Source organism: Ureibacillus terrenus (assembly GCF_006569205.1).
Lineage (GTDB): Bacteria > Bacillota > Bacilli > Bacillales_A > Planococcaceae > Ureibacillus > Ureibacillus terrenus.
This window is the reverse complement of sequence record NZ_VIGD01000015.1, coordinates 1-24506: the sequence shown is the minus strand read 5'-3', so window position 1 is coordinate 24506 and position 24506 is coordinate 1. Positions and strand designations below refer to the sequence as shown.

Below are 24506 nucleotides of genomic sequence, written 5' to 3'. Positions count from 1 at the left end.
TTTCTATTTTTCTTCCATTCTCATTTTCAAAATTCAAACTTATAGAATCGTATTTTCTTATCCTTCATATACTAAGGAAAAATGAGAATGGATGAGGGTATGGGCAAAAAATGGAAATGGATTGCTGCGTTTTTCCTTTGTGCGGGCGTTCTTGTAAGCAACTATCTTTTTTCGTCAGGAAAAATTTCGTTTGATGTGAAAAAAATTGTATACAGTTCTGAAGATTTAACGTTTATGCGCAACCTTTTAAGAGAAATTTTTGACAAAGAATCAAAGGATACCATTGCCGTTTCTTCAGATCCGATCAACCAAGAATTATTAACTTTTGTACAAGTTAAACCATATTACAAGGGCTACCTGCTGACCTATGAAGAAGCGGTCCCGTTAATCGCCGTCGACCATGGTCTCGTCGTGTATACCGGCTATAACAAAGATACAGGGAAAACGATTTCGGTTTATTACGAAGACAATACGACGGTGACTTATGGAAACGTGGATTCTTTTTCATTGCTTCCTTATACATCCATAGAACGGGGAAGTATAATCGGCAAGAAAGAGGCGGGAGATTTGTATATTCAGGTAGAGAAGGATGGGAATATTCTGAATTTGGAAGAAACATTAACATGGATGAAAGAGCATATGCGGCCATGAAGCGTATGACGATTCATCCATTATTTTTGCCTCTTTTATTTGGACTAATTTTGTATGGTAATGTTTCTTATTATGCCTTGATTCTATCTTCATTGCTAATTCATGAATTTGGCCATATTCTTGTTGCCTGGCTTCTTGGGGTCAAAGTGGAGCGTTGCGTCATCATGCCTTATGGCGGGGAAATTGAGCTGGAGGGAGGATACGCTTTATCTCCCCAAAAGCAGCTGTTGATCAGTTTAGGAGGTCCCATAGCCACCGTTTGCTGCATGCTGGTCGCCCCTTTTTTGGATCCTTTATTGGCCAAGCCGCTCATTAAGATTCAAATGATTTTGCTGCTGATCAATCTGATTCCTGTATGGCCCCTTGACGGCGGAAGAATTGTCTTTTCGCTTATCCTGATTTTTTCGAAAAAAGCGAAAGTTTATGAAATGTTCATAAGCATTTCTTTTATTCTGATTACCTCAACGGTCATCATTACCTTTATCTTGCTTCCAAAAACTTTATTTTTATTTTTGCTGAGCCTCTTTTTATGGATCAATATCATCCAGGAATGGAGATACCGCAAATATCGGGTTGCCTTTGAAAAATATGTAATGAATCGATTGACTTAAACTTTTTAGTATGATAACATTTCACTTGTTATGTAGCACCTGTGCTACAACCGCTCTGGGAAGGTTTTTAAAGCATCAATTGTTTGATCACCTTTCCGCAGGCGAGTCTTAGACAAAGAGGAGGTGCAATGAAATGTACGCAATCATCGAGACTGGCGGTAAACAGTATAAAGTTGAAGCTGGACAAGAAATTTACGTTGAAAAATTAGGGTTAGAACCTAACGAAACAGTAACTTTTGACAAAGTTCTTTTCGTTGGCGGCGAAACAGTGAAAGTTGGTACACCTACTGTGGAAGGTGCCACTGTTACTGCGAAAGTGATTAAAGAAGGCCGAGGCAAAAAAATCACTGTGTTCAAATACAAACCTAAGAAAAACTATCGCCGTAAACAAGGTCACCGTCAACCTTATACAAAATTGGTGATTGAATCCATCAACGCTTAAGAGGTGGCCGGATGATCACAGTTACGATTCATCACGACGAAAACCGTCGTGTAGCTGCTTTTGAATTTTCAGGCCATGCCGAATACGATGAATCGGGGAAAGATTTGGTCTGTGCAGGTGCATCGACCATCGCGATCGGGACGGTCAATGCAATCTATGCACTGTTGAATATTGAACCGAAAATCGAGCAGGCCACTGAAGGCGGAGGCTACTTAAAGGTGGACTTGCCGACGGATATAGATCCTGAATTGGATGAAAAATTGCAGCTGATTGTGCAAGTGATGACAGCACAAGTCTATTCAATGGTACAAAATTACGGTCAATATATTCAAATCAAGTACAAGCATGCAGGAGGTGGAACACAGTGAAATACTTGTTAACATTAGATCTACAATTTTTTGCTTCCAAAAAAGGGGTAGGTTCTACAAAAAACGGACGTGATTCCGAAGCGAAACGCCTTGGTGCGAAACGTGCGGATGGCCAGTTTGTTACCGGCGGTTCAATCCTTTACCGTCAACGCGGTACGAAAATCTACCCAGGTTTGAACGTAGGCCGTGGCGGCGACGACACACTTTATGCAAAAGTTGATGGTATCGTACGCTTCGAACGCATGGGACGCAATAAGAAAAAAGTAAGTGTATACCCTGTTGCACAGGAAGCATAATTCAAATGAATTCCAAAGGACTGCAAGATTGCAGTCCTTTTTTATGTATAAAAAACCCTTATCAGATAGAAGAAATAAGAGAAAAAAATTGTTATACTTAAATAAGGTATCGCTTAGCATTATGGGAGTGGGGGAATTGACGAAACTTTCTGTTAGTGAAATCTTAAGGGCTGCGAATCATGATTTCATCAACCAATTGCAATTAATCAAAATGAATTTGGATCTAAACCGGATTGATGATGCAAAAAAAATCATCGAAAATTATTGCCATCAATATAAATCTTATTCCAATCTGAATAAATTGAATTGGCCGAAAACGGTCGAATGGATACAAACTTTCCATTATCGTTTTCCTTCCATTGAATTTTTATTAAAAAGTCATGTGGCAATGACGCCGAGTGTGAAAAAGGATGCGGAAACGGTTGAATACTTGGAAAAAACCATTCAACATGTTTCCCCTCATCTCGACCCATACAGCGAACATCGATTGCTGATAGAGGTTGAAGCGACTGAACGGTGGGTAAAAATTACCTTTGATTTGCACGGGAAATGGGATGTTGAGCCTTTGCGCGACAAACCATCGGATTTGGAAATTTCAACGGAGAAAGAAACCTGCAATGATTGGAAATATGTTTTAAACTTTAAGGAGTGAAATTATGTTTGTCGATCACGTGAAAATATACGTAAAAGGCGGAGACGGCGGAGACGGGATGGTTGCCTTTCGCCGCGAGAAATATGTGCCTTATGGCGGTCCTGCAGGGGGGGACGGCGGACATGGAGGCAATGTCATCTTTGAAGTGGATGAAGGTTTGCGCACGCTAATGGATTTCCGCTATCAGCGCCATTTTAAGGCGCCCCGCGGAGAAAACGGCAAAAGCAAAGGAATGCACGGAAAAAATGCGGAAGATTTAGTTGTGAAAGTCCCGCCGGGAACCGTTGTCATCAACGAAGAAACCGGAAGAGTCATTGCGGACTTGGTGGAGCATGGGCAGCGCTCCATTGTTGCAAAAGGCGGCCGCGGCGGACGGGGCAATATGCGTTTTGCCACACCGGCAAATCCCGCACCTGAAATTGCGGAAAAAGGGGAGCCGGGTGAAGAATTAAATGTAATATTGGAATTGAAATTATTGGCCGATGTAGGGCTTGTGGGTTATCCAAGCGTCGGGAAATCCACATTGCTCTCTGTTGTTTCTGCCGCAAAACCGAAAATCGGCGCATATCACTTTACAACCATTGTTCCGAATCTTGGGGTAGTCGAAACGGGTGACGGACGCAGCTTTGTCATGGCGGATTTGCCAGGGTTGATTGAAGGAGCCCATCAGGGTGTCGGATTGGGCATGCAGTTTTTGCGCCATATCGAAAGAACGAGGGTCATTGTGCACGTTGTGGATATGTCCGGAATGGAAGGGCGTGATCCTTATGAAGATTTTGTGAAAATCAATAATGAGCTGGAGCAATATGATTTGCGCCTTACGGAACGGCCTCAAATCGTCGCTGCGAATAAAATGGACATGCCCGGTGCAGAAGAAAATTTAAAGGAATTCCGGAAAAAAGTGGGCGATCAAGTAAAAATATTTCCGATTTCCGCTTTGACAAAGAAGGGGCTGCAGCCCTTGCTGCATGAAATCGCGGACTTGCTGGAAGTCGCTCCTACTTTCGAATTGTATGATCTTGCCGATGAAAGCGACGCGACCGTTGTATATAAACATGAGAAAAAAGGTGCCGATTTCGAAATTGTCCGTGATGATGATGGAGCATTTGTATTAAAAGGGCAAAAAATTGAACGTCTATTTAAAATGACAGACTTCAGCCGGGATGAATCCGTCCGTCGTTTTGCAAGACAACTTCGCCATTTGGGGGTTGATGATGCTTTGAGGGAACGGGGTGCCAAAGACGGGGATACCGTTCGAATTCTGGATTATGAGTTTGAATTTATTGAATGATGGGGGGATGGAGATGAAAAATGTCGCAGAACAACGATATTATCTAGTGCGGGAAGATGTGCTTACCGATGCCATGCAAAAAACATTGGAAGCAAAGCGGCTATTGGAATCAGGGAAAGTCAACTCGATTTGGGATGCGGTGAAACAGGTAGACCTTTCCAGAAGCGCATTTTACAAATACCGGGACGCGGTCTTCCCCTTTCACTCCATCGTAAAAGAAAGAATTTTAACGATGATCATTCAGTTGCAAGATCAAAAGGGAACGTTGGCCAAAGTGTTGGAAGTCATTACAGAAGCCCATTGCAATATATTGACAATCCACCAAACGATACCGATCCAGGGCCGGGCCAATGTAACCCTTTCCTTGGATGTAACGAGCATGGCCATGGATTTGCATGAATTAATCAAAAAATTGAATGATTTGGAATTCGTGGAATCTGCCGAAGTAATCAGTTCGGGAGCATTATGATACAATTGATTTGCAGTTGAGATGGCAATAGCCATTAGATGGTTGATAGGAGGCTTAATGGTGACAAACAATGAATGGAAGTACCGGGTCGCCTATTTGGGTCCGGAGGCTTCTTTTTCCTATTTAGCGACAAGAGAGCTTTTCCCTAATGAATGGAACATTGCATATAGAACCATTCCTGAATGCATTGACGCTGTAACGAATGAAGTGGTGGATTTTGCGGTGGTGCCTTTGGAAAACGCAATCGAAGGTTCCGTGCCGCTTACAATCGATTATTTATTCCATGAAGCGGATTTATATATTGTCGGTGAAATCAAATTAAAAATCCAACAGCATTTAATGGTCAATAAAGCGCAAAAAGACAACTGGGAAAAAATTGAAGGGATTTATTCCCATCCCCATGCTTTAGCCCAATGCCATAAGTATCTGTTTTATCGTTTCAGCCATGTGCCATTGCACCAAACATCATCCACGGCTCAAGCGGCGAAAATGGTTGCGGAGAATCCGGACAAATGTATCGCGGCCATTGGCAATGCCACATCCGCGGAAAAGTATGGGCTTGTCATCGTAGAAAAAAATATCCATGATTTTCATTTTAACCATACCCGCTTTGTGGTGTTATCGAAATATAATACCCGCTTGCCGATTGAAAATTCGGATGGACAGCCGAAAACGATGCTTATGCTCACATTGCCCCACGATGACGCGGGGGCCCTGCATCGGGTGCTTTCGGTTTTTGCATGGAGAAGATTGAATCTAAGTAAAATCGAATCCCGCCCATTAAAGACGGGGCTGGGCAATTATTTCTTCATCATCGATGTATTGGCAGACGAAAATGAACCGATGATGAAGTGGGCATTTGAGGAATTGAATGCCCTTGGTTGCACGGTAAAATCACTCGGTACGTATTATACATATAATGCATCGGAGTGATGGAACTTGAAGGGCCGGCTGATTTTGCAAAAATCCCGGCCGATGGAGCCGCCGTTTGCAGACAATGAACCGTTGAAAAGAGCGGCCGGAATGTTTGAACTGCACCTCCAATCCCTGGAGGTGCAGTTCTTTTTTATTTTTATTCCTCCACCAAATATCCCTTTTTCCGGAGTCTTCTTTCGGCTTCTTCGATCTGCTCCATCGTTGGAGCGGAAATCACGTGCAGATGGGTGCCGTTCGTTAAAACCGATAAGTAAGTGGCGTTTGTTTCTTTCACTTTTTTTAGAAACTTTTCCACGTCGATGCGGGAAGACAGCATCATGGATGCAGTAATTTCCCCGTAAACCGGGTGTTCCACAATGACATTTTTTATGGTCACCCCGCAATCGACAATCGTCATCATTTCATCTTCAGCTTCTTCTGCCGTATGTACACAGACAATTTTCTTTTCAACCTGGAAAGCATCCTCTTGATTCATATAAAAATAGCCCTGGCTCGTTGAAATAATCGGAATATTGCGGGCTTTCAACAAATTCATATCGTTGACAATCACTTGGCGGCTGACATTTGCATATTTTGCTAATTGAGTTCCCGTAATTGGCTCTTTTGAATTCTTCAGTAATTTCAATAGTTCATTTCTGCGTTCTTCTCCGAGCATTTTTTTCATCGAATCACACCTTCTAGCAAATGTTGTGTATACGGATAAGCCCTTAAAACATAGTTTAACACGAGGCAAAGGAAAGGGTATATTTTTGTGACCTTTTTGTTGTAACAACATATTATAAAACGAGAAAAGGAGGATGTCTGTTGCGAACTCACATTGTACAAAAAGGGGATACGCTTTGGAAAATTGCCAAACAATATGGAATCGATTTTGAAGAGTTGAAAAGGCTGAATGCCCATTTGGCCAACCCGGATTACATCGTGCCGGGCATGGAAATCATTTTGCCTGACGATGTGCCGGGCCGGAAACCGTCTTATGACCAGAAAGAAAAGGCGGATAAATCCAAAATAAAAGATAGCGCTGCGAAAGAAAAGAAAGCGGAAGTCCCGCCAAAAGCGAAGCCGGTTGAAAAGCCGCAAATGAAGCCGCCGGCGGGGGAAATGAAAGTGCCTGAAATTCCTCCGATTCCGCCAGTGCCGCAACCGGCTCCGATACAACAAATGCATCCGCATGAAAAAAAGAAATTCCATTTTGATTTTTCGCCGCAATTCAGCATTCAACGCCCTATTCCGCATCCGCAGTTTATGCCGCTTCCGCAACCTGTGATGCCGCAGCCGATTTTTATCGAAATTCCTCAGCAAATTCAGCAGCCTGCAAAAGAAGAAAAGAAAGAAGAGAAAGAAGTGGTGGTAGAAAAAGAATATATCCCTGTTCCTCAAACCCATATAGAATATGTTCCGGTACCGCAGCCGATCTATATTCCATGCATGCCGCATCCGGTATCTCCTTGCCACCATGGACCTCAAAAAACGGGACACTGCGGCTGCAGAGGCCAAGGTCCTATGCACCATCAAGTCCAACCTTATTTTACAAGTCCTCATGGGCTGCCTGCATGTCCTGGGTATCCGGAAATGCATGGAGGAATGATGCCGTATGGATATGACATGCCATATCCGGTTCAGCCGGCACCAGAGTTCAGAGATATGGAAGGGTACGAAGAAAACGGCGATGCACCTCTTGTAGAAGCAGAAGTCGAAGAAGTTCAAGACCACAGCACGGATTGGCTGTTTGAATCCACTTCAAAAGAGGATGGGGAACAGAAAGTGAAAGATATAAGCAAAGCGCAGGAAGAACAACAAGGATTCAAAGATTTTGAACAAGCAACAATGCCTTCATACGGATACTATGGAATGCCGCAAGAAGGTTATATCCCTATGGAACAAGGACATTATGCACCAATGCATCCATTTGCCCCTCAACCGGTTTATCCTCCAATGGAACAAGGGATGGCACCATATAGCCAGCAACATCAGCCATGGATGAATCCTTGCGCACCATACTTTAAATCGTGGGCATACTAAATGCAAATAAAAAATAATATATGGAAACAACACAGCGGGAATGAAACACTTTTCATAAAAAAATATGATCAAATACATGTATTCGAAAAAGTAGCGCTGATTCATGAAAAATTGGAGAAAATCCGGTTTCCGTATATCATTCCGCTAAAAAGGTCCAAAGAACCGTACCTGCTTGTGCAAAGTTGGCAAAAGAACAGTTACAGCGCTGATTTTTCCAAAGTGAAACACCGGAAAAAAGCGGTGAAAATATTAAAAGCGCTTCATGAAACGAATCAACATGTCGACTGGCATCTCTATTCCGAAATCCCGAAGCAGAAATTGATCCAAAAATGGCAGGCAAGGCTTGAACGGTTTCTGATGCAGGAAAAAGAACTGGTAAAATATTTGCGGCATCACTATTACGATATTGTGCTATATGCCAACAAAGCTTTGGAAAAGATCCAACAAAAACCGGGAACTGGACCGAAAACATTGACGCTTCTTCACGGGGATGTCGTCCATCATAATTTCTTGATTACAAAAGATGGAATGAAACTGATCGATTTTGATTTGGCGGTTGTCGGCGATCCGGCGGAAGAAATGATTTTATGGATGCATCGGGCGCTTCCAAATATGGATTATGATCTCGAAAGGCTCTTGCTGGAACAAAAATATTTGCGGGAAATTTGCCTGGCGAAATTACACTACCTTCAGTATCCAAATGAATTGTTAAGAGAATGGCAATATGTGCTGCATCTGGGGGATCATGAAAAAGATGTTTTCTTAGAATATATAATGCCGTTTACGGAAAAGGCATTAAGGCATTGGCCTGACTTGATGTCGGCAACGGAAAAAATTCAAGAAATGTTTGAAGTAGGATAAAATACGAGATTATGATAATATAAAATGGAATAGTAAATAGGTGACCGTCACAATATGACGGTCTTTCTTTTGTTTCTGTAAGTGTTGGAAAAAAAACACTGCGAAATGCGAGGAATAAAAATGTATGATTATATCATTGGAAAGGTGACGAGAATTACCCCTGAGTATATTGTGCTGGAACAAAACGGGATTGGCTATCGAGTCTTTACGCCCAATCCATATGCCTTCCGTGTGGACGAGGAGATCCGAAAAGTCTTTATACATATGTATATCCGTGAAGATGCCCAGCAATTATTCGGATTTAAAACATTGGAACAGAGGGAATTATTCCGGAAACTGATCCAGGTTTCCGGAATCGGGCCAAAAAGCGCTTTGTCCATTCTTGCCAGCGGGAATCCTTCACAAGTCATAACGGCCATTGAAATGGAAGATGAATCATTTTTAGTGAAATTCCCCGGTGTCGGAAAGAAAACGGCGCGGCAAATGATTCTTGATTTGAAAGGAAGGCTCGGCTCCCTTCTTGAACATGTGGAACTGCCAAGTGCCCAGGATGAATTGCCTCTATTCGGCGGAAATGCCCATCGGCAGGAAATGGAGGATGCGATGCAGGCTTTGCGGGCGCTCGGCTATTCCGAAAAAGAATTGGCGAAGATTTTGCCCGCATTAAAAGAGAGGGACGATCTGGAAACAACCGAAAGCTATATGAAATATGCCTTAAAACTTTTGTTAAACACGAAATAACAAGGAGGGCGGCAAGTGGATCGAATCGTATCTGGCGAAGCAAATGAATTGGATCGGCAGTTCGAACTTTCGCTCAGACCCCAAAGACTTTCCCAGTATATAGGACAACATAGAGTAAAAGAAAATTTAAAGATTTTTATTGAAGCGGCCAAATTGCGGCAGGAATCATTGGATCATGTGCTGCTTTACGGTCCCCCCGGGCTCGGGAAGACAACCCTTGCCAATGTGATTGCCAATGAATTGGGCGTCAATATCCGGCTTACAAGCGGACCTGCGATCGAGCGCCCGGGAGACTTGGCGGCCATTCTCAACGCCCTTGAGCCGGGCGACGTACTGTTTATCGATGAAATCCATCGCCTGTCCCGCACAATCGAAGAGGTGCTTTATCCGGCTATGGAAGATTTTTGCCTTGATATTGTCGTCGGAAAAGGTCCGGAAGCACGCTCAATCCGGCTTGATTTGCCGCCTTTTACACTGGTCGGTGCAACCACAAGGGCGGGATCTTTGTCAGCCCCGTTGCGGGATCGTTTTGGTGTATTGTTGAGATTGGATTTTTATGACGAAGCTTCATTGATTGAAATTGTGAAAAGAAGTAGTAAACTGTTTGAAGTGGAGATTGATGACGAAGCCGCACAGGAAATCGCGAAACGTTCCCGTGGAACACCCCGAATCGCCAACCGCCTGTTGAAGCGGGTAAGGGACTATGCGCAAGTGATAGGGGATGGAACGATTACCGTAGCCATTGCTAAACAGGCTTTGGAATTGCTTCAAGTGGACCGGTTCGGTTTGGATCAGATCGATCATCAATTATTGGAATGCATGATTCTTCAATTTAATGGCGGCCCTGTAGGCTTGGATACTTTGGCCGCATCCATCGGCGAAGAGCGCATTACCATCGAGGATGTATACGAACCGTATTTAATGCAAATCGGCTTTATTCAAAGGACGCCCCGGGGACGTGTCGCGACAAAGTTAGCTTATGAACACCTTGGTTATACTTATAACGATGAAATAAAGTAAAAGGAAGAAGTAGCGTATGAAAATTGATGAATTTGATTTTGATTTGCCCGAAGAACTGATTGCCCAAACACCATTGAAAGACCGGGCGGCAAGCAGGCTTCTGGTCGTTAATCCATTTACAAAGGAAATTGAACATCATCAATTTCCGCATATCGTGGAGGAGCTCAATCCGGGTGACTGCCTTGTCCTGAACGATACCCGGGTGATGCCGGCAAGGCTGTTCGGAGTGAAAGAAGAAACCGGCGCCCATATTGAAGTGCTGTTGTTAAAGCAAATTGGCGAAAACCGGTGGGAAACATTGGTCAGACCGGCGAAAAGGGTTAAAGTCGGAACGACCGTCAGCTTTGGAGATGGATTGATGACCGCTACATGCACAAATACCCTTGAACACGGCGGACGCGTATTCGAATTCCATTACGATGGCATTTTTTATGAAGTGTTGGACAAATTGGGGGAAATGCCGTTGCCGCCGTATATTCACGAAAAATTGGAAGACAAGGAACGATATCAGACGGTCTACGCAAAAGAAATCGGTTCCGCGGCCGCTCCGACAGCAGGCCTCCATTTTACGGAAGAGCTTCTGGAAAAGATCCGGAATAAAGGGGTGGAAATTGTCTTTATTACCCTTCATGTGGGGCTGGGCACTTTCCGGCCTGTAACGAGTGATACGATCGAAGAACACAAGATGCACTCGGAGTTTTATAGCATCAGCGATAGCGCGGCCGAAACGATCAATCGGGTGAAAGCTCGCGGCGGAAAAGTGGTCGCTGTCGGAACCACAACGACCAGAACCCTTGAAACCGTCGCCTCGAAATATGACGGAAAAATAAAAGGGGAACAAGGATGGACAGATATTTTTATTTATCCGGGTTATGAATTTAAATGCATCGACGGGCTGATTACAAATTTCCATTTGCCAAAATCGACACTCGTCATGCTCGTTTGTGCATTGGCCGGAAAAGAAACGATTTTCCACGCTTATTCGGAAGCCATTAAGGAACGTTATCGTTTCTTCAGTTTTGGGGATGCGATGTATATCCGTCCAAAAAAGTCGAATTAGATGAATGAAGACACTTTTTCACTATTGAAAAGAGAGGAATCATGGATGACACAACCTGCAATTCGTTATGAACTGATTAAAACTTGCAAACAATCAGGAGCGAGGCTGGGAATTGTGCATACACCGCACGGTTCCTTTGAAACGCCTGCTTTCATGCCAGTTGGTACTCAGGCGACCGTGAAAACCATGTCGCCTGAGGAATTAAAGGAAATAGGGGCAGGCATCATTTTGTCGAACACATATCATCTCTGGCTCAGACCGGGAAATGATATTGTGAAGGAAGCGGGCGGCCTGCACAAATTCATGAACTGGGACCGGCCAATTCTGACCGATTCGGGCGGATTCCAGGTCTTTTCCTTGAGCGACCTTCGCAAAATTAAAGAAGAAGGGGTTTATTTCCGCAACCATTTAAATGGAGACAAGCTCTTTTTGAGCCCGGAAAAATCCATTCAAATCCAAAACGATTTAGGGGCAGATATCATCATGGCATTTGATGAATGTCCGCCATATCCGGCGACGTATGAATATATGCTGGAAAGTGTGGACAGAACTACCCGTTGGGCGAAACGGTGCAAAGAAGCGCATCAGCGTCCGGAAGAGCAGGGGCTATTCGGCATTGTCCAAGGCGGTGAATTTGAAGATTTGAGAAAACGTTCCGCTGAAGCCCTTGTGGATTTGGATCTGCCCGGGTATGCCGTAGGAGGGCTATCGGTCGGGGAACCGAAAGAAGTCATGTACCGGGTGCTTGAATTTACCACTCCACTGTTGCCTGTAAATAAACCCCGCTATTTGATGGGAGTAGGTTCACCGGATGCGTTGATCGAAGGGGCGATTCGGGGCATCGATATGTTCGACTGTGTATTGCCGACGAGAATTGCCCGCAATGGCACCCTCATGACTTCACAAGGCCGTCTCGTCATCAAAAATGCCCAATATGCGCGGGATTTTGGCCCGCTTGATCCGAACTGCGACTGTTATGCATGCAAAAACTATTCACGGGCTTACGTCCGCCATTTGATTCGATCAGGAGAAATTTTTGGATTGCGATTGACGACTTATCATAATCTGTACTTCTTATTAAGATTGATGGAAAAAGTGAGACAAGCCATCCGGGAAGACCGGCTGCTTGATTTCCGAAACGAATTTTTTGAGCAATACGGCTTCAACAAACCTAACGCAAAGAATTTCTAGCGGACAAAAAGAAAAAAAAGGGTTTTTTTCGAAGAAAGTAGAAAAATAAATCGATTTTTAGCATGATTTTATACTATACTTATGAAGTGAGAATTAGAAAGGGGAGTAAACAGGTGGAAACATTATATAATCTATTGCCAATTATTATTATGTTTGTCGCGATGTGGTTAATTTTAGTTCGCCCTGCACAAAAACGTCAGAAAGCGACGCTTGAAATGCAAAAAAATCTAAAGCGTGGAGATAAAGTGGTTACAATTGGCGGGCTTCATGGCGAAGTGGATGCGCTGGAAGACACAGTGGTTTATCTGATAGTGGATGGAAAAACACGTCTCAAATTTGAACGTCAGGCCATTGGACGAGTAATCAATGAATAATTGGCAAGAGAACATTATTAAAAAGGTTTATCTGCTTCCGGGAGCAGGTAAACCTTTTTTTTGTATAGTAGCAAAAGGTTTGGCAAACAATAGAAAGGAAAGGATGTGATGGTTTGGAAATTTATTTGGGAATCCTTTTCAGAACCGTTTTTCTTTATTTGCTCGTGCTGGTCGTTTTTCGCCTTATGGGAAAACGGGAAGTCGGCGAACTGAGCATCATGGACCTGGTTGTATTTGTATTGATTGCGGAATGCGTTGCATTTGCCTTGGATGATATAGAGAAGCCGCTTTTTGAAAATGTCTTTCCCATCATCATTTTGCTTGGCATCCAATATTTGAATTCCCTTCTTGCACTAAAAAGCAAAAAGATCCGCGATTTGATTGACGGAGATCCATCCATCATTGTGGAAGACGGCGTCATTAATCAAGAAGAAATGCGAAAGCAGCGCTACAATTTGGATGACCTGTTCCAGCAAATGAGGGAAGAACGGATTCCATCGGTACAGCAAATCAAATACGCCTTCCTCGAACCGTCCGGAAAACTATCAATCTTTTTAAAGGACGATGATCCGCTCATTTTTCCGCTGATAGTAGACGGATATATTGTAGACCGGCATCTGAAGTTTATTGAAAAAGATCGGGAATGGCTATTGGAAAATTTAAAAAAGAAAGGGTACAAACCGGAAGACATTTTTTATTGTTGCTATGAAAATTATGATCTGCATATACAGCTAAAAACGGCGAACAAAAACGGAACGTAAATATCTGAAATCATTCCATTTAAACTGGTTTGTGGCCAATAATAGAACCGTCAATACGATAAGGGTTAACGCGCTGTTCGCCCAGAAACCGAAAGAAATTTTGCTGAACAGATAGCTTTGGATAAAACAAGTGATGATAAAATCAACATAAGGAATGGCAAAGAACCGGAAACCGGAACTGATCATCTTGTGCCCCCTCAACGTTGCCATATGCAGAAAGGATGTCACCAAAACACCGAAGCCGATGGCAATGATTGCCCCGTATTCTTGAATAAATGGTTGGGAAGCCAATACAAACATTACGAACAGTTTGCCGATTCCTCCGTAAATGGAATTCATCATTGCGGGTCTTGCTTCGTCGATCGCTTGAAGGATGGAATGTAGAGGGCTTTGAATATAGTAAAAATAGAAGATTGGGGCCAGAATTTTCATAAATCCTCGGTTTTCCTCCAAGTGAAAGAGTCGCATGGCGAGCTCATCGCCATGGAGGAAAAAATAAGCTGCAGCATATGCGCCGATGATGGATGATAAACGCAAACTTACACCAATCCGGTCGTTTAATAATCGCCGATTGCCCCTGGCTACGGCATCACTGACTGCAGGAATCAGCACAATGGCCAATGCGTTCGGGATAAAAGAAGGAAACAGCAACAAAGGAACATGGACGCCGGAAATAATTCCATATAGGGTTGTCGCACCTGCGGCGGTAAGTCCTGCGATTGTCAATGCTTTCAAAAAGACGATCGGTTCCAAAAACCAGGTAAACGTTCCGAACAATTTGCTTCCTGCACTCGGAACCGCAATCCGCAATAAAGGCATTGCCGGATAGGGTTTAGGGGAAGAAGATTTTTTTAGTTTTTTCTTTTTCGCTACATAGTGGATATATAAATAGATGAATGAAACCATTTCGCCTATGGCTGTGATTGCCATTGCGTAAGCGGCCGTCAATTCAGGGTTGTCCGGCACGACGAAAAATGGCAGCGCCAAGGATATTAATACAATCCGCACCAATTGTTCAATCATTTGCGACCATGCAGTTGCCGATATGATGGCAATCCCTTGCAAATATCCCCTGATCAATCCGGAAAATACGATGATTGGTACGGCGCCTAATGCAATATACAATGTGATTTTTGTTCCTTCATTATGTAAAAGCGTTCCTGCGAGATATGGAATAAACATCGCCAAAATGGGCGTGAATAGAATAATGGACAAAATGGACCATCTAGCGGCAGTTTTCATGACGGACTGAAGTTGTCCCAATTGGCGTTTCGCGAAGAGTTCCGCGATGACTTTTGCCACCGCAATAGGTATGCCGAGCTGCAAGACCGAAACGAAAAAGATATATGCAGGGTAGGCGGTCATATAGACTCCTACGGCTTCTTCCCCTGCCACTCTCATAAACTGCATTCTATATATAAAGCCGAAAAGTTTTGATAAAAAAATGACAACGGTGAGAAAAATTGTCCCTCTAACAAATGATGCCATTCCTACAGTCCCTTCTCATTTTTTCTCTTTTTCGTTACAATATTTGTATGCTTTCCAAAAAACAGTTTAGTCAGAACGGTGGAGTGATGTTCCCATGGCCGAACAAGAGCGCTTATTTCAAAAAGTTTTGCCCGTCCTAAACAGCAAATTAGAAGAATTGAAAATAAACGGATACGAGGGTATTGCAGCCGAAGATCTTTGGAATTACTGTCTTCACAAGAAATGGCGAAAGAAAAATATTGATGAACTCCGCATCCACGAAATCGTGTCGACCATTTTTTCATTGAAACCTTCGGAGGTTGTGAATCATCTTCAAATACAGCAATTTCAAACGGTTGATTGGTTTTCCGAGTTGAATCAGGAAGAGTTGAAAGAATTGTTGAATCCGAAAAGAGATAACAATTCTGACACAGAAAAGTAATATATGAAAGTTTGACAGGCCGATTTTCGTGTTCCATAATTAGTTTGTTACATAGGAACAGAAAAGGATATTTTTGCAATAGTTTCGAACGGTGCGCATTTCACTTCAAGTGTATTCTTCAGCGGATGGAAATATCACGACAAAATTTGTGGCGCCCTGCATTCAAGAGATTATTGTAAAGATATGCTTTCAGGGGTGTATGTATGTACAAGCGTTTGTACATTGCATTGAGGAGGATTTTAAATGAAATCAACGAGCCGTATCATTGCCTTCGTATTGGCCGTAGCCGTTTTATTTGGAGCGATGGCGTTCACTGTGGAAGGCGTATTGAAGAATGTAAAACTTGGACTTGATTTGCAAGGCGGATTCGAAGTTTTATATGAAGTCGAACCATTGAAAGAGGGCCAAAAAATTACACAGGATGTTCTCGCGAATACCACTACCGCTTTATCGAAGCGTATAGATGCCCTTGGTGTAAGCGAGCCGAGCATTCAAGTGGAAGGGGAAAACCGTATTCGCGTGCAGCTGGCGGGGATTGACGACCAGTCATCTGCCCGGGAGATGTTATCCAGCACGGCAAATTTAACATTCCGTGATGTAAACGATAATTTGTTGCTGGACGGATCGGACCTAAAGGAGGGCGGTGCTGCCGCTTCCTTTGATAACCAAAACCGTCCAATCGTAACGCTTACACTCAAAGATGCGAAAAAATTTGCCGAAATCACTTCGAAAATTTCCAAAATGCCTCGTGGCGAAAATTTGCTTGTCATTTGGATGGATTTTGAGGAAGGGAAAGACTCTTTCAAAGAAGAAGTGACAAAGCCAAATCCCAAATACATTTCGGCAGCTGCCGTCAATGAAACGTTAAATACAACGGACGTCATGATTTCCGGCAATTTCACGGTGGAAGAAACGAAAAATTTGGCGAGCATTTTGAATGCAGGCGCCCTTCCTGTAAAATTGACGGAAATCTATGCGACTTCCGTCGGCGCCCAATTCGGTGAAAAGGCGTTAAAAAGCACCGTATTTGCCAGCGTTGTCGGTGTAGCATTGATTTTTGTTTTCATGCTTCTTTACTACCGGTTGCCGGGCTTTGTATCCATCATAACATTGACCGTCTTTGCTTATTTGGTGCTGCTCGTTCAGAATTTGCTGGGAGCCGTATTGACTCTTCCTGGTATTGCGGCATTTGTGCTCGGTATCGGCATGGCCGTGGATGCGAACATTTTGACGGCGGAGCGGATCCGGGAAGAATTGCGGATTGGCTTATCCCCTCAGGAAGCCTTTAAAATCGGTTCCAAAGTGTCATTAAGCGCAATCATTGATGCCCAGTTGACGACATTGTTGGCTGCGGCGGTGCTGTTCTACTTTGGTACAAGTTCCGTTAAAGGTTTTGCGACAACATTAATGATTTCCATTGTATTAAGTTTCGTCACATCTGTATGGTTGTCCCGCGTGCTGCTCGGACTGCTTGTCAACAGCGGCAAATTCAACAGCCCATTCTTCTACGGGGTTCGGAAATCAAAAATCCATGACCCTTCAGAAGGCGTAGATACATTGGATTTGTCTACAAATTTTGACCGTTTTGATTTTGTTCATAACCGCAAGAAATTTTATGCGTTCTCCATGGCGGTCTTGCTCATCGGCCTTGTCCTGATTGGCATTTTCAAATTGAACTTGGGCATCGATTTTTCAAGCGGTACCCGCGTGGAAATTTTAACGAATGAACCGGCAGCGCAAGACGAAATGGCCGATTATTTGGAGAAAATCGGTTTTGCTCCGGATAAACTGGTGATCAGCGGCGAAAATAGGGATACAGCCGTCGCAACGTACAAAAAGGATTTCACACAGGAAGAAACATTGAAGTTGAAAGCGGCAGTCGCGAAAGACTACGGTCATGAACCGAATGTCAGCACCGTTTCTCCAACGGTTGGAAGGGAATTGGTGAAAAATGCGATAAAGGCATTGTTGATTGCGGCACTGGGCATCATTATTTATGTTGCCATCCGCTTCGAATGGAGAATGGGTGTCGGCGCGATCGTATCCTTGTTGCATGATGTATTCTTTATGGTGTCACTCTTCAGCGTATTGCGTTTGGAAGTGGATATAACATTTATTGCGGCAATTTTGACGATTGTCGGTTACTCCATTAACGATACGATTGTCACTTTTGACCGCATCCGCGAAAATATCGACCGCAAAGGTGAAATTAAGACGAAAGAAGAACTTGCGGACATTATCAACAAATCGCTCCGTCAAACGATGACGCGATCCGTCAATACGGTGTTGACGGTGATTATCGTAGTCGTGGCCCTCTTGATTTTCGGGGCGCCGGCCATCCGGAATTTCTCGATTGCCTTGCTGATCGGGCTCATAACCGGCATGTATTCGTCCATTTGTATCGCGGCCCAGCTCTGGTACACGCTTAAAACGAGGGAAATGAAAAAGAAAGGTACAACCGTGAAGAAAAAAGAGAAAAAACAATGGGGTTCAGACGAGCCGGTTGTATAATGAACAATTGTCTTCGGAGGGTGTCCGGAAAGTGTTTGGCTTTCCGGACACCCTCCATCTTTTCCGATATGACTTTTCAGACGTTTTTTTCTTCCCGGGAATCAAAAAATTTTATGAATCTTGTTTTCTTTCATGACCTTTGAAGGAATTAGAAACTTTTCTCTCCAATGCCTGCGAAATTTCTGTATAATGGACTTCGTGAGGAAGTGAGAACATGATTCAATCGTCGAAAAAATGGAAGATACAAAAACCGGACGAGAGTTTTGTCGGACAATTGCGAAAAGAATTGAACATTACGAGTTTAACTGCAAAAATCTTGGCTTCCAGAGTAAAAACAATCGAAGAAGCCAAAAATATTTTCTATATGGATGACCGACATTTACATAATCCTTTTCTGTTGGCGGGAATGAAGGAAGCCGTGGAACGGATCGAACTGGCGCTGGATCGGGGAGAAAAAATATTAATCTACGGCGATTATGATGCGGATGGAATTACCAGCACGACGATTATGCTGAATGTGCTGCTCGATTTGGGGGCGGATGTCGAGTATGAAATCCCAAACCGCTTTACCCATGGGTATGGTCCTCATGAAGAATTGTTCAGAAAAGCTCATGAAAATGGAATCCAATTGATTATTACGGTCGATAATGGAATTAGCGGGATTGAACCGATTCGCCTGGCAAAAGAACTTGGCATGGATGTGATTGTCACGGACCATCACGAACCGGGAGATGAACTTCCACCTGCGGACGTCATCGTCCATCCAAGAATCCCGGAAGGGCACTATCCTTTCGGAGAATTGGCAGGAGTAGGGGTGGCTTTCAAACTTGCCCATGCTTTGTACGGTGAAGAGCCTGACCATTTATATGAATATGCAGCAATCGGCACCATCGCAGATCTTGTGCCTTTGACCGGGGAGAACCGATACATCGCAAAAAAAGGAATTGAACAGATCCGCAAATCCAATAGCCCCTGGGTCAAGGCTTTGTGCGAGGCTTCGGGGGTAAAACAGCAGGAAATTGATGAAGAAATCATCGGTTTTTATTTTGGCCCCCGGTTAAACGCAATCGGCCGTTTAGGTGATGCCAAACCCGGCGTGGAATTTTTAATGAGCGGGGATTTGGAATTTGCCCTTCAAGGCGCAAAATTGTTAAATCAAAAAAATAATGAAAGGAAAGAATATGTCGCTTCCATTACGGAAGAGGCAATCGGAATGATTGAAAATGACCCTCGCATCGGAAATTCCTTGGTGCTTGTCGTTGCCAAAGAAGGATGGCATGCGGGCGTCATCGGGATTGTCGCTTCCCGTTTGGTGGAGAAATACTATAAACCTGCCATTGTGTTTTCCATCGATCCGGAAACGGGGCTTGCGAAGGGATCGGGAAGAAGTATTGAAGGCTTCCATTTGTACAATGAATTGGCAAAAAATCGGGATATCCTTCCGCATTTTGGCGGCCACCCAATGGCTGCGGGCATGACATTGTCCCGGGAGCATATCGATGAATTGCGGGAACGTCTTCACCGGCAAGCTTCCCAATGTTTGACGGAAGAATTGCTGACGCCGAAATTGTATATTGATGTGCCCGTCGATTTAGGGGAGGTATCCGTGGAGGCCATTGAAGAAGTCCAGTCGTTGAAACCTTTCGGCATCGGATTTGAAAAACCCGTTTTCGCCATTCAACAAGTATCCGTCCGTTCGATGAGAAAAATAGGAGCAAATGAAGACCATATCAAAATGGAGCTTGAAAATGAATATGGAATCCTTGATGCAGTCGGCTTTAATAAGGGATTTTTATACAATGAAATCACCTATGGCGTGAAAATATCCATTGCAGGAGATTTGCAGATCAACGAGTGGCAAGGACGAAAAAAGCCGCAGTTTTTCATTTTGGATGTCCAAACTTCTGAATGGCAATTATTCGATTATCGCGGAAAAGCGAACGTTCCGAATTTGTTGAACAACATCCCGATGGAATCATCTTTTGTTGCTTTCCGCAAAGAAACGCTGCAATATTTCGGCGAGTTTTTGCCATCCATCCAATTAATTGAAGATGAAATGTACGGTTCCTTGTCGCCTTTTCTGGTGCTATTGGATTTGCCGAAACGTGTTCAAGAGATGGAAAAGCTCATCGAAACCGCCAGACCAAAACGGATTTATGCGGTTTTTTATACCCCAAATTCCCTGTTCTTCAACGGCATGCCGACGCGAAAACACTTTGTCCATTATTACACGCTGATCAAGAGCCGCCCTTTCATTAATTTAAACGAACATCTCCGCCATTTATCAAAACATTTGGGATTAAATGCAGAGGCTATAAAATTTATGACAAAAGTGTTTTTTGAACTCGGTTTTGTTACAATAGAGAATGGGCTGATCAAGGTCAACCAATTTGCGGAAAAACGTTCTCTTACAGAAGCTGCGTCCTATCAACTGCGAAAACAGCAAATCGAATTGGAACAACAATTTTTATATTCCACTTATTCCGAACTTAAACAATGGTTTAATGAACGAATAAAGGAGTTTTCATATTCCTGAGGAGGAACATCGAATGGATTTAAAACAATATATTGCGATTGTAGAAGATTTTCCAAAAGAAGGAATTAGTTTCAAAGATATTACGCCATTGATGGATAATGGGTCAGCATTTAAGTATGCGGTGGATCAGATAGTCGAATTCGCCAAAGATGTAGGGGCGGAGATTATCGTTGGACCGGAGGCGCGGGGCTTCATCGTCGGATGTCCTGTGGCGTACGCATTAGGAATCGGCTTTGCACCGGTCCGCAAGCCTGGGAAATTGCCTAGGGAAGTTGTCAGTGTCGAATATGATTTAGAATATGGAACAAATACGCTCACCATGCATAAGGATGCCATTTCGCCAGGCCAGAAAGCGCTGATCATTGATGATCTGCTTGCGACAGGAGGAACGGTGGACGCCACAATCAAACTTGTGGAGAAGCTTGGAGGCGAAGTGGTCGGTTGTGCGTTCATTATTGAATTGACGGAATTAAAAGGCCGCGAGAAAATTAGAAATTATCCTGTCAAAACTTTGATACAATATTAATTATTTCAAGGGGCCGTCCAAGATTCGGCTGAGGCGGTTCCTTAACGGCTGACGCTATCGCTTTCGCCGCAGGTCAGTTGCGGCCGGGATAGTGGAAATGATTTTCGGGCAGGAGCAAAGATTTAGTGAGAAATTGACTATAAATGGGAGGGTGTCCAGAAAGTCAAAAACTTTTAGACACCCTCTTTCTATTATAAAAAATATATGCAGTAGAAAAATTTTGACAAATTCAAACAGTATTCTAAAATGTTGATTGAAAGGAATATTAAAAGACTTAACTTTACATTTCGTATATACTTTTTATAAAATAAACTTTATACTATTAAACAGAAAATTTTTGAAGGTGGACAAATCATGGCGAAGGAGCAAATTTTGACGCCCGAGGATGTATTCGAAAAAGTTCGAACTTATATGAATGAAGAACATGTTGAATTTGTAAAAAAAGCTTATGAATTTGCAAAAGAAGCCCATAAAGAACAAACCCGCAAATCGGGAGAACCATATATCATTCACCCTATACAAGTAGCCGGAATATTGGCGGATCTTCAATTGGATCCGCCTACTGTCGCTGCGGGCTTTCTCCATGACGTAGTGGAGGACACTTCAGTGACCCGCGAAGACCTGGTGGCTGAATTTGGCGAAGAAGTGGCCATGCTTGTAGATGGGGTAACAAAGCTTGGAAAAATCAAATATCTGTCCAAGGAAGAGCAGCAAGCCGAAAACCACCGGAAAATGTTTGTTGCCATGGCGCAGGATATCCGTGTCATTTTGATTAAATTAGCCGACCGCCTTCATAACATGCGTACGTTAAAGCACCTTTCCGCAGAAAAGCAACGGCGAATCGCGAAAGAAACGTTGGAAATTTTCGCCCCTCTTGCCCATCGCCTCGGAATTTCGAAGGTGAAATGGGAACTGGAAGATACGGCTCTCCGTTACTTAAATCCTCAGCAATATTACCGTATTGTAAGCTTAATGAAACGAAAACGCACGGAACGGGAAGCGTACTTGGAGAACGTGATGGATGAAATACGTTCCCAGCTAAAAGCGGTGAACATTGAAGCGGAAATCTATGGCCGTCCAAAGCACATCTATAGTATCTATCGGAAAATGGTTTTGCAAAATAAAGAATTTAATGAAATTTATGACTTATTGGCTGTCCGGATTATTGTTAATAGCATTAAAGATTGCTATGCGGTGCTCGGAATTGTGCATACTCTTTGGAAGCCGATGCCCGGCCGTTTCAAAGACTATATCGCAATGCCGAAACAAAACTTATATCAATCCCTGCATACAACCGTAATCGGTCCTTATGGCGATCCATTGGAAGTACAGATTCGTACGAAAGAAATGCACAAGATTGCGGAATACGGGATTGCCGCCCACTGGGCCTATAAAGAAGGGAAAACGGTTAATCCAAACAAGGAAAGCATTGATCAGAAGCTAACATGGTTCAGGGAAATTCTGGAATTCCAAAACGAATCTTCCAATGCGGAAGAATTTATGGAAGCGTTGAAACTGGATTTGTTTTCCGACATGGTGTATGTGTTCACTCCGAAAGGGGATGTCATTGAATTGCCGGCGGGCAGCGTCCCGATCGATTTTGCTTACCGCATTCATACGGAGATCGGAAACCGTACCATCGGTGCAAAAGTGAACGGAAAAATGGTTCCTCTCGATACGCCTTTAAAAACTGGAGACATTGTGGAAATCTTGACATCCAAACAATCTTTCGGGCCAAGCCGGGATTGGTTAAAAATTGCCCAAAGTTCTCAGGCGCGGAACAAAATTAAACAATTCTTCAAAAAGCACTTGCGTGAAGAAAACGTTTTAAAAGGAAAAGAATTGATTGAAAAAGAGATTCGGGCACAGGAATTTGAAGTGAAAGAAGTGCTTTCGGAAGAAAACATCCAGCGGGTATTGAATAAGTTGAATTTTGCAAATGAAGAAGATTTGTATGCGGCGGTGGGCGTCGGAGGAATCACTCCTCAACAGGTCGTCAATCGCCTTGCGGAAAAGAAACGCCGTGAACGGGAACAGGAAGAAGCCCTTGAGAAAATCCAAAAAGAAATGACCAAACCGAAACAAAAGAAAAGCAGCGGGGACGTTGGAGTTGTTGTCAAAGGCATTGACAATTTGTTGGTCCGTTTGTCCCGATGCTGTACACCTGTTCCTGGAGACGAGATTGTCGGATTCATTACGAAAGGAAGAGGCGTCTCTGTGCACCGCAAAGACTGTCCAAACGTTCAAACAGGCAGCCAGGACCGGCTGATTGAAGTGGAATGGGAACATAGCGAAACATCCACGAAAAAAGAATATCCGGTGGATATTGAAATCTCCGCGTTTGACCGTCCAGGAATATTAAATGATGTGATGCATGCGGTGACAGATACAAAAGTCAATATCCTGGCCGTATCCGGACGAGCCGCCCATGACAAAATCGCAACGCTTCATTTGACCCTTGCCATTTCCAATATTTCTGTGTTGCATCGGGTGGTGGAGAAAATCAAACAAATGCCGGATATTTATTCCGTGCAGCGAGTGATCAATTAGTTTTGAGGTGTGTTTGTCAATGAGAGTGGTTTTGCAACGGAGCAAAGAAGCAAAAGTAACTGTGGACGGAAAAGTGACAGGACAAATTGAAAAAGGCTATGTACTGCTTGTGGGCATTACCCATACCGATACGATGGAAGATGTAAACTATCTCGCAAGAAAAATCGCCGAGATCCGACTTTGGGAAGATGAACAGGGAAAAATGAACCGCTCCATTAAAGAGCATGGAGGGGACATTTTATCCGTTTCCCAATTTACGTTATACGCTGATGCCAGAAAAGGCAGAAGACCAAGCTTTGTGGAAGCTGCCCGGCCGGAACAGGCTGAACCTTTGTGGAATGCTTTCAATGAGGCGTTAAGGGAGCAAGGGCTGAAGGTGGAAACGGGCATTTTCGGAGCCATGATGGAAGTATCCCTTGTCAATGATGGCCCGGTGACAATCATTTTGGAGTCGAAATAAAAAAGAAGGCTGCCCGGAATGATTCCAGGCAGCCTTCTTTTTTGGTTCTTTGTCAAATAGTGTTGGTGAAAAAATTTTGTGACTTTCCTGGTATATGCAACCGCACAACTTAGAGGAACTTCGATTCCTCTAAGCTTTTTTCATTGTCATTAAATTTTGGGTGATCAGAATCCGAGTTTTAAAATGTCGGAAACAGCGATAGCCGAAAGAAATACGCTTTATCACCTTAATTTTGTTATTAATCCCTTCTAAAATACCGTTGTTATAA

At 43.4% G+C, this 24506-nt stretch carries 26 protein-coding genes and 1 other annotated feature; of the genes, 23 read left to right on the top strand and 3 right to left on the bottom strand.

Annotation, left to right across the window (positions count from 1 at the left end; translation table 11 throughout):
- Positions 1-99: 99 nt before the first annotated feature.
- From FKZ59_RS11395 to pheA, 9 genes are all read left to right on the top strand, one after another.
- Positions 100-651 carry a M23 family metallopeptidase gene (locus FKZ59_RS11395; RefSeq protein ID WP_181733280.1) on the top strand — a complete coding sequence of 184 codons (552 nt, stop codon included), beginning with the start codon at positions 100-102 and terminating at the stop codon, positions 649-651.
- Complete coding sequence (locus FKZ59_RS11390; protein WP_141602884.1) at positions 624-1262, top strand: M50 family metallopeptidase; 639 nt, start codon at positions 624-626, stop codon at positions 1260-1262. The genes FKZ59_RS11395 and FKZ59_RS11390 overlap by 28 nt, the downstream gene beginning before the upstream one ends.
- 38 nt (positions 1263-1300) lie before the next feature.
- Positions 1301-1381 (top strand) — a sequence feature (ribosomal protein L21 leader region).
- A 14-nt stretch (positions 1382-1395) separates the two neighbouring features.
- Positions 1396-1704, top strand: a complete 309-nt coding sequence (gene rplU, locus FKZ59_RS11385; protein WP_141602883.1) for a 50S ribosomal protein L21 — start codon at positions 1396-1398, stop codon at positions 1702-1704.
- A gap of 11 nt (positions 1705-1715) precedes the next feature.
- Positions 1716-2072 (top strand): ribosomal-processing cysteine protease Prp, encoded by a 357-nt coding sequence (locus FKZ59_RS11380; protein ID WP_141602882.1) that lies wholly within the window; start codon positions 1716-1718, stop codon positions 2070-2072.
- A 5-nt stretch (positions 2073-2077) separates the two neighbouring features.
- Entirely contained in the window at positions 2078-2368 is a 291-nt protein-coding gene (rpmA, locus tag FKZ59_RS11375; RefSeq protein WP_141602911.1) for a 50S ribosomal protein L27, read from the top strand.
- Between the two features lie 136 nt (positions 2369-2504).
- A complete protein-coding gene (locus FKZ59_RS11370; protein WP_181733279.1) occupies positions 2505-3020 on the top strand; it encodes a Spo0B domain-containing protein in 516 nt (171 codons plus the stop codon).
- A 4-nt stretch (positions 3021-3024) separates the two neighbouring features.
- Positions 3025-4311 (top strand): GTPase ObgE, encoded by a 1287-nt coding sequence (obgE, locus tag FKZ59_RS11365; protein WP_141602880.1) that lies wholly within the window; start codon positions 3025-3027, stop codon positions 4309-4311.
- A 13-nt stretch (positions 4312-4324) separates the two neighbouring features.
- Entirely contained in the window at positions 4325-4780 is a 456-nt protein-coding gene (locus tag FKZ59_RS11360; protein ID WP_141602879.1) for an ACT domain-containing protein, read from the top strand.
- Positions 4781-4840: 60 nt separating this feature from the next.
- The gene (gene pheA / locus FKZ59_RS11355) at positions 4841-5713 is read left to right on the top strand and encodes a prephenate dehydratase (RefSeq protein ID WP_141602878.1); all 873 of its coding nucleotides are present in this window, start codon (positions 4841-4843) and stop codon (positions 5711-5713) included.
- A gap of 139 nt (positions 5714-5852) precedes the next feature.
- On the opposite strand, the gene FKZ59_RS11350 is transcribed toward pheA, so the two are convergent.
- Positions 5853-6380: a transcription repressor NadR gene (locus tag FKZ59_RS11350; RefSeq protein ID WP_141602877.1), complete on the bottom strand. Its 528-nt coding sequence runs from the start codon at positions 6378-6380 to the stop codon at positions 5853-5855.
- Between the two features lie 140 nt (positions 6381-6520).
- On the opposite strand from FKZ59_RS11350, the gene FKZ59_RS11345 reads away from it, so the two are divergent.
- The 8 genes from FKZ59_RS11345 (at position 6521) to FKZ59_RS11310 (ending at position 13746) form a co-directional block, all read left to right on the top strand.
- Positions 6521-7738: a LysM peptidoglycan-binding domain-containing protein gene (locus FKZ59_RS11345; protein WP_181733278.1), complete on the top strand. Its 1218-nt coding sequence runs from the start codon at positions 6521-6523 to the stop codon at positions 7736-7738.
- Positions 7739-8599, top strand: coding sequence for a phosphotransferase family protein (locus FKZ59_RS11340; RefSeq protein ID WP_141602875.1), 861 nt, complete (start codon positions 7739-7741; stop codon positions 8597-8599).
- A 120-nt stretch (positions 8600-8719) separates the two neighbouring features.
- Positions 8720-9340, top strand: coding sequence for a Holliday junction branch migration protein RuvA (gene ruvA / locus FKZ59_RS11335; protein WP_141602874.1), 621 nt, complete (start codon positions 8720-8722; stop codon positions 9338-9340).
- A 15-nt stretch (positions 9341-9355) separates the two neighbouring features.
- Complete coding sequence (gene ruvB / locus FKZ59_RS11330) at positions 9356-10360, top strand: Holliday junction branch migration DNA helicase RuvB (RefSeq protein ID WP_141602873.1); 1005 nt, start codon at positions 9356-9358, stop codon at positions 10358-10360.
- Between the two features lie 16 nt (positions 10361-10376).
- Positions 10377-11420 carry a tRNA preQ1(34) S-adenosylmethionine ribosyltransferase-isomerase QueA gene (gene queA, locus FKZ59_RS11325; RefSeq protein ID WP_141602872.1) on the top strand — a complete coding sequence of 348 codons (1044 nt, stop codon included), beginning with the start codon at positions 10377-10379 and terminating at the stop codon, positions 11418-11420.
- A 45-nt stretch (positions 11421-11465) separates the two neighbouring features.
- Positions 11466-12611 (top strand): tRNA guanosine(34) transglycosylase Tgt, encoded by a 1146-nt coding sequence (gene tgt / locus FKZ59_RS11320; protein WP_141602871.1) that lies wholly within the window; start codon positions 11466-11468, stop codon positions 12609-12611.
- A 113-nt stretch (positions 12612-12724) separates the two neighbouring features.
- Positions 12725-12985 carry a preprotein translocase subunit YajC gene (yajC, locus tag FKZ59_RS11315; protein ID WP_141602870.1) on the top strand — a complete coding sequence of 87 codons (261 nt, stop codon included), beginning with the start codon at positions 12725-12727 and terminating at the stop codon, positions 12983-12985.
- 113 nt (positions 12986-13098) lie between these two features.
- Positions 13099-13746 (top strand): DUF421 domain-containing protein, encoded by a 648-nt coding sequence (locus tag FKZ59_RS11310; RefSeq protein ID WP_141602869.1) that lies wholly within the window; start codon positions 13099-13101, stop codon positions 13744-13746.
- On the opposite strand, the gene FKZ59_RS11305 is transcribed toward FKZ59_RS11310, so the two are convergent.
- Positions 13717-15234, bottom strand: a complete 1518-nt coding sequence (locus FKZ59_RS11305) for a putative polysaccharide biosynthesis protein (RefSeq protein ID WP_141602868.1) — start codon at positions 15232-15234, stop codon at positions 13717-13719. The genes FKZ59_RS11310 and FKZ59_RS11305 overlap by 30 nt on opposite strands.
- A gap of 94 nt (positions 15235-15328) precedes the next feature.
- On the opposite strand from FKZ59_RS11305, the gene FKZ59_RS11300 reads away from it, so the two are divergent.
- The 6 genes from FKZ59_RS11300 to dtd all read left to right on the top strand — a co-directional run bounded on the left by FKZ59_RS11300 (position 15329) and on the right by dtd (position 24238).
- The gene (locus tag FKZ59_RS11300) at positions 15329-15655 is read left to right on the top strand and encodes a post-transcriptional regulator (protein ID WP_141602867.1); all 327 of its coding nucleotides are present in this window, start codon (positions 15329-15331) and stop codon (positions 15653-15655) included.
- Between the two features lie 243 nt (positions 15656-15898).
- The gene (secDF, locus tag FKZ59_RS11295) at positions 15899-18166 is read left to right on the top strand and encodes a protein translocase subunit SecDF (RefSeq protein WP_141602866.1); all 2268 of its coding nucleotides are present in this window, start codon (positions 15899-15901) and stop codon (positions 18164-18166) included.
- A 214-nt stretch (positions 18167-18380) separates the two neighbouring features.
- The gene (gene recJ / locus FKZ59_RS11290; RefSeq protein ID WP_141602865.1) at positions 18381-20702 is read left to right on the top strand and encodes a single-stranded-DNA-specific exonuclease RecJ; all 2322 of its coding nucleotides are present in this window, start codon (positions 18381-18383) and stop codon (positions 20700-20702) included.
- 13 nt (positions 20703-20715) lie between these two features.
- A complete protein-coding gene (locus FKZ59_RS11285; protein WP_141602864.1) occupies positions 20716-21228 on the top strand; it encodes an adenine phosphoribosyltransferase in 513 nt (170 codons plus the stop codon).
- A 354-nt stretch (positions 21229-21582) separates the two neighbouring features.
- Entirely contained in the window at positions 21583-23778 is a 2196-nt protein-coding gene (locus tag FKZ59_RS11280; RefSeq protein WP_141602863.1) for a RelA/SpoT family protein, read from the top strand.
- Between the two features lie 19 nt (positions 23779-23797).
- Positions 23798-24238, top strand: coding sequence for a D-aminoacyl-tRNA deacylase (gene dtd / locus FKZ59_RS11275; RefSeq protein ID WP_141602862.1), 441 nt, complete (start codon positions 23798-23800; stop codon positions 24236-24238).
- Positions 24239-24367: 129 nt separating this feature from the next.
- Here the strand turns inward: dtd and FKZ59_RS11270 are convergent.
- A partial coding sequence (locus tag FKZ59_RS11270; RefSeq protein WP_141602861.1) for a transposase occupies positions 24368-24506 on the bottom strand: 139 nt, incomplete at its 5' end.